At 74.2% G+C, this 4,545-nt stretch carries 3 protein-coding genes; 2 read left to right on the plus strand and 1 reads right to left on the minus strand.

Going from position 1 to position 4,545, the window contains the following annotated elements; translation table 11 throughout:
- Positions 1-471: ATP-dependent helicase C-terminal domain-containing protein (locus NCC78_RS27890; protein ID WP_284706360.1), on the plus strand; the 471-nt coding region annotated here is incomplete at its 5' end.
- Between the two features lie 106 nt (positions 472-577).
- Here the strand turns inward: NCC78_RS27890 and NCC78_RS27895 are convergent.
- The gene (locus NCC78_RS27895) at positions 578-1,303 is read right to left on the minus strand and encodes a PP2C family protein-serine/threonine phosphatase (RefSeq protein WP_250798227.1); all 726 of its coding nucleotides are present in this window, start codon (positions 1,301-1,303) and stop codon (positions 578-580) included.
- A 231-nt stretch (positions 1,304-1,534) separates the two neighbouring features.
- Between NCC78_RS27895 and NCC78_RS27900 the strand changes: the two genes are divergently transcribed.
- Positions 1,535-4,141 (plus strand): glycoside hydrolase family 9 protein, encoded by a 2,607-nt coding sequence (locus NCC78_RS27900; protein ID WP_250798229.1) that lies wholly within the window; start codon positions 1,535-1,537, stop codon positions 4,139-4,141.
- Positions 4,142-4,545: the final 404 nt, after the last annotated feature.

The raw sequence follows: 4,545 nt of genomic DNA on the forward strand, positions 1-4,545 counted from the left end.
GACGCCCTGCTCGCCGCGGCGCCGGCCTGGCTGGGCCCGGAGCTGGCCGCCGCCCGCCGTCGGGCCGACCTGGCCCGGGTCGACGTCGCCACGGCGCTGCGCCGGCTGCTGCCGTGGGCGCTGGCCGGTCGGCTGGACGAGCTGGCCCCGGAGCGGATCGCCGTGCCCAGCGGATCCCGCGTGCGGGTCGACTACGCCGACCCGGCCGCGCCGGTGCTCGCGGTGAAGCTCCAGGAGACCTTCGGCTGGCGGGACGCGCCGCGGATCGCCGACGGCCGGGTGCCGGTGCTGCTGCACCTGCTCTCCCCGGCGGGGCGGCCGGTCGCGGTGACCGCCGACCTGGCATCGTTCTGGCGCTCGGGCTATCCGCAGGTGCGGGCGGAGCTTCGCGGCCGCTACCCGCGCCATCCCTGGCCGGAGGACCCCACCGGGGCCACCCCCACCCGGCACGCCACGCCCCGCCGCCGCTGACCCACGCCACCCCATCGCGCCGCACCGCCGCCGAGCCACGCCGCGCCGCCGAGCCCTGACCGCCACCGCCGGGCCCCCTGACGGGCCGTGGCGGTACGGCCGGTGGCTATTCCTGCACCACGTCGGCGACGACCACGGTGACGTTGTCCGGGCCGCCGGCCCGCAGCGCCAGGTCGATCAGCCTGCGGGCGCACTCGGCCCGGTCCGGGTAGCCGGTGAGCACCTCGGCGAGGGTGTCCGGGCGGACGACGTTGGAGAGCCCGTCGCTGCACAGCAGCCAGCGGTCGCCGGCCCAGGGCACCATCGTCGCGTACGTCGGGGAGATCTCGCCGCCCTGCAACGCCTGGGTGACCACGGCCCGACGGGGATGGCTGCTGGCCTGGTCGGGGGTGATCACGCCCTGGTCGACGAGCATCTGCACGAAGGTGTCGTCGCGGGTGATCTGTTTGAGCACCCCTTCCCGCAACAGGTAGGCGCGGGAGTCGCCGACGTGGGCCAGGGCCAGGCAGCTGCCCGTCCGGGCGAAGAGCAGGGCGGTGAGGGTGGTGCCCATGCCCTGCCGCTCCGGATCCTCATCGACCGCCTGACGGATCCGCGCGGTGGCCAGCTCGATGCCGCTCTGCAGCGCGGCCACCAGCGCGTCCTCCGGGGTGTCCACGTCCAGCGGAGCGACCGCGTCGATGGCGATCGCGCTGGCCAGGTCGCCGGCCGCCATTCCACCCATGCCGTCGGCGACGGCGACGAGCCAGGTACCGGCGTGCAGGGCGTCCTGGTTCCCACTGCGGATCAGCCCACGGTCGCTCGTTCCCACGGAACGTAGCTTCAGGGTCATGGGAGGCAGCCTGCCAGGCCGAGGGCGCAGTTGTCTCTAGGAGATCAGGACCTCGGCGCGTCGCGCGGCGAATCTCACTGTCGAGGGTCGTCGGTGGGCCCGCCGACTCATCGGGCCGGATCGATTGACAGGACGCCCTGGGCACTGGAAACATCGAGCCGAGAGCTGGGAGCGCTCCCAAGATCCGCCACCACCCTGCCCCGTCCCGCAGCACGTCCGGAAGGAACACCCGTGACGCCATCCCGACGCCGCCTCGCATTGCTCGCCGCGGCGACCACCCTGGTCCTCGCCGGCGCCACCGCCGGCACGGCCCACGCCGCACCGCCCCCCGACGCCCCCGAACAGATCGACAACGGCGACTTCAGCGCCGGCGTCTCCCCCTGGTTCTCCTACGGCACCGGCCCGCTCGGCGTCACCGACGGCCGGCTCTGCGCCACCGTCCCCGGCGGGCTCGCCAACCCCTGGGACGCCGGCATCGGCCAGGACGGCGTGCCGCTGGTCGCCGGGGCCGAGTACACCCTCGGCTTCGACGTCTCCGCCACCCCCGGCTCCGCGGTCAAGGCCGTCCTGCAACTGGGCAGCGCGCCCTACACCGCCTACGCCAGTGTGGACGCCACCGCCGGGGGCACCGCCCAGCGGGTCGAGCAGACCTTCACCGTGCCCGACGGAAATCCGAGCGCCCAACTGATCTTCCAGGTCGGCGGGAACGCCGCCGAACAGACCCTCTGCCTGGACAACGTCTCACTGCGCGGCGGCGACCCGCCCGAGCCGTACGTGCCGGACACCGGGCCGCGGGTGCGGGTCAACCAGGTCGGCTACCTGCCGGGCGGGCCGAAGAACGCCACCGTGGTCACCGAGGCCACCGAGGCGCTGCCCTGGCAGCTCAGGTCGGCCACCGGCGCGGTGGTCGCCAGCGGCACCAGCACCCCGCGCGGGACCGACGCGGCCTCCGGGCAGAACGTGCACAGCATCGACTTCTCCACCTACCGGACCCCGGCGGCCGGGCTGACCCTGGTCGTCGACGGGGAGACCAGCCACCCGTTCGACGTCTCCGGCACCCTCTACGACCGGCTGCGCGCCGACTCGCTCCAGTTCTTCTACGCCCAGCGCAGCGGCATCGCCATCGACGGCGACCTGATCGGCGCCGCGTACGCCCGCCCGGCCGGCCACCTCGGCGTCGCGCCCAACCAGGGCGACACCTCCGTGCCCTGCCAGCCGGGCGTCTGCGGCTACTCGCTGGACGTGCGCGGCGGGTGGTACGACGCCGGCGACCACGGCAAGTACGTGGTCAACGGCGGCATCGCCACCTACCAGCTGCTGAACACCTTCGAGCGGACCAGGACGGCGGCCACCGCGGCCGGCGGCGCGGCGCTCGGCGACGGCACCCTGCGGGTGCCCGAGCGGGGCAACGGCGTGCCGGACGTCCTCGACGAGGCCCGCTGGGAGCTGGAGTTCCTGCTGCGGATGCAGGTGCCCGCCGGCGAGCCCCTCGCCGGGATGGCCCACCACAAGATCCACGACCGGAACTGGACCGGCCTGCCGCTCGCGCCGCACGCCGACCCGCAGCCGCGCGAGCTGCACCCGCCGTCCACCGCGGCCACCCTCAACCTGGCCGCCGTCGCCGCGCAGTGCGCGCGGCTCTTCGCCCCGTACGACGCGGCCTTCGCGACCCGCTGCGCCACCGCGGCGAAAACTGCCTACGCCGCGGCCAGGGCCAACCCCGCGCGGTACGCGAGCCCGGCCGACAGCACCGGCGGCGGCGCGTACGACGACTCGACCGTCACCGACGAGTTCTACTGGGCGGCCGTCGAACTGTGGCTCACCACCGGCGCGTCGGCCTACCTGGCCGACCTGACCGCCTCGCCGCACCACAGCGGGGACGTCTTCGATCCGCGCGGCTTCGGCTGGCAGGGCGTCGCCGCGCTGGGCCGGCTCGACCTGGCCACCGTGCCGAACGGGCTGCCGGCCGCCGAGCTCGCCCGAATCCGCTCCTCGGTCACCGCCGCCGCCGACGCCCACCTCGCCGAGCTGGGCCGACAGGCGTACGGGCTGCCGATGCCGGGCGACGAGGACAGCTACTTCTGGGGCGCGAACAGCAACATCATCAACAACGCGGTCGTGCTGGCCACCGCCTTCGACCTGACCGGGGACGCGAAGTACCGGGACGGGGCGACGCAGGCGATGGACTACGTCCTCGGCCGCAACGCGCTGAACATCTCGTACGTGACCGGGTGGGGCGAGCACGCGGCGGAGAACCAGCACAGCCGGATCTTCGGCCACCAGCTCGACCCCGCCCTGCCCAAGCCGCCCGCCGGCTCGCTGGCCGGTGGCGCGAACGCCGCCCTGCAGGACCCGTTCGCGCAGCAGTTGCTCGCCGGCTGCAAGCCGATGTTCTGCTACGTCGACGACATCAACTCGTACGCGACGAACGAAGTGGCGATCAACTGGAACTCGGCGCTGGCCTGGATCGGCTCGTTCCTGGCCGACCAGGGTGACGCCGGGGCGGTGCCGGCGTCGACCTGCGCGGTCACCTACACCAACCACGGCAGCTGGCCCGGCGGCTTCACCGCCCAGGTGACGCTGCGCAACACCGGTACGACAGCGCTGAACGGCTGGACGGCCCGGTTCGCCTTCACCGGCGACCAAAAGGTGGGCCACGCCTGGTCGGCGAAGGTGACCCAGTCCGGCGCCACGGTGACCGCGAAGAACGAGTCGTACAACGCCCGGGTGAATCCGGGCGGCACGGTGACCTTCGGCTTCACCGCGACCACCGGCGGCGGTGCCAATCCCGGGCCCGGCCTGGTCACGGTCAACGGCTCGGCCTGCACGCTCTCCTGAGGAGGACGTGGTGGCCTCCCCTCGGGGGAGGCCACCACGTTCCAGGGACGTCACGCGGGTCGCGGTCCACGCCGACCCGCGGAGACTGGCCTTCCAGCTCCCGGAGGCCACTCTCCCGGGTACGCGTCCGCCCCTTGGTCCGGTCTTCGTCCGTGCCGACGGTCACGGATGCGGTGGACGGGAAGAACCTGAGCGCGGATTTCCGGTGGACGAGGGCTCGGGCGTACGACAAAGTGCCCGGCATGAAGGACGCGCAGCGCAGGGTGTGGGCGCGACTGCCGGACGGCGCCCGCGCCGCGCTGGCCGGGCTGGCCCCGGCGGACCTGCGCACGCTGCTGCTGGCCGTGGCCCGGGACCGGGCGGCGGCCGTACGCCCGGCGGACGTGGTCCGTCGCTGGCGCGCC

Origin of the sequence: Micromonospora phytophila, assembly GCF_023656545.1 — a bacterium.
GTDB lineage: Bacteria > Actinomycetota > Actinomycetes > Mycobacteriales > Micromonosporaceae > Micromonospora > Micromonospora phytophila.

Bases quoted from the DNA above. Each gene is read 5' to 3' on its own strand.
- NCC78_RS27895 (WP_250798227.1), bottom strand. From the start codon at position 1,303: ATGACCCTGAAGCTACGTTCCGTGGGAACGAGCGACCGTGGGCTGATC.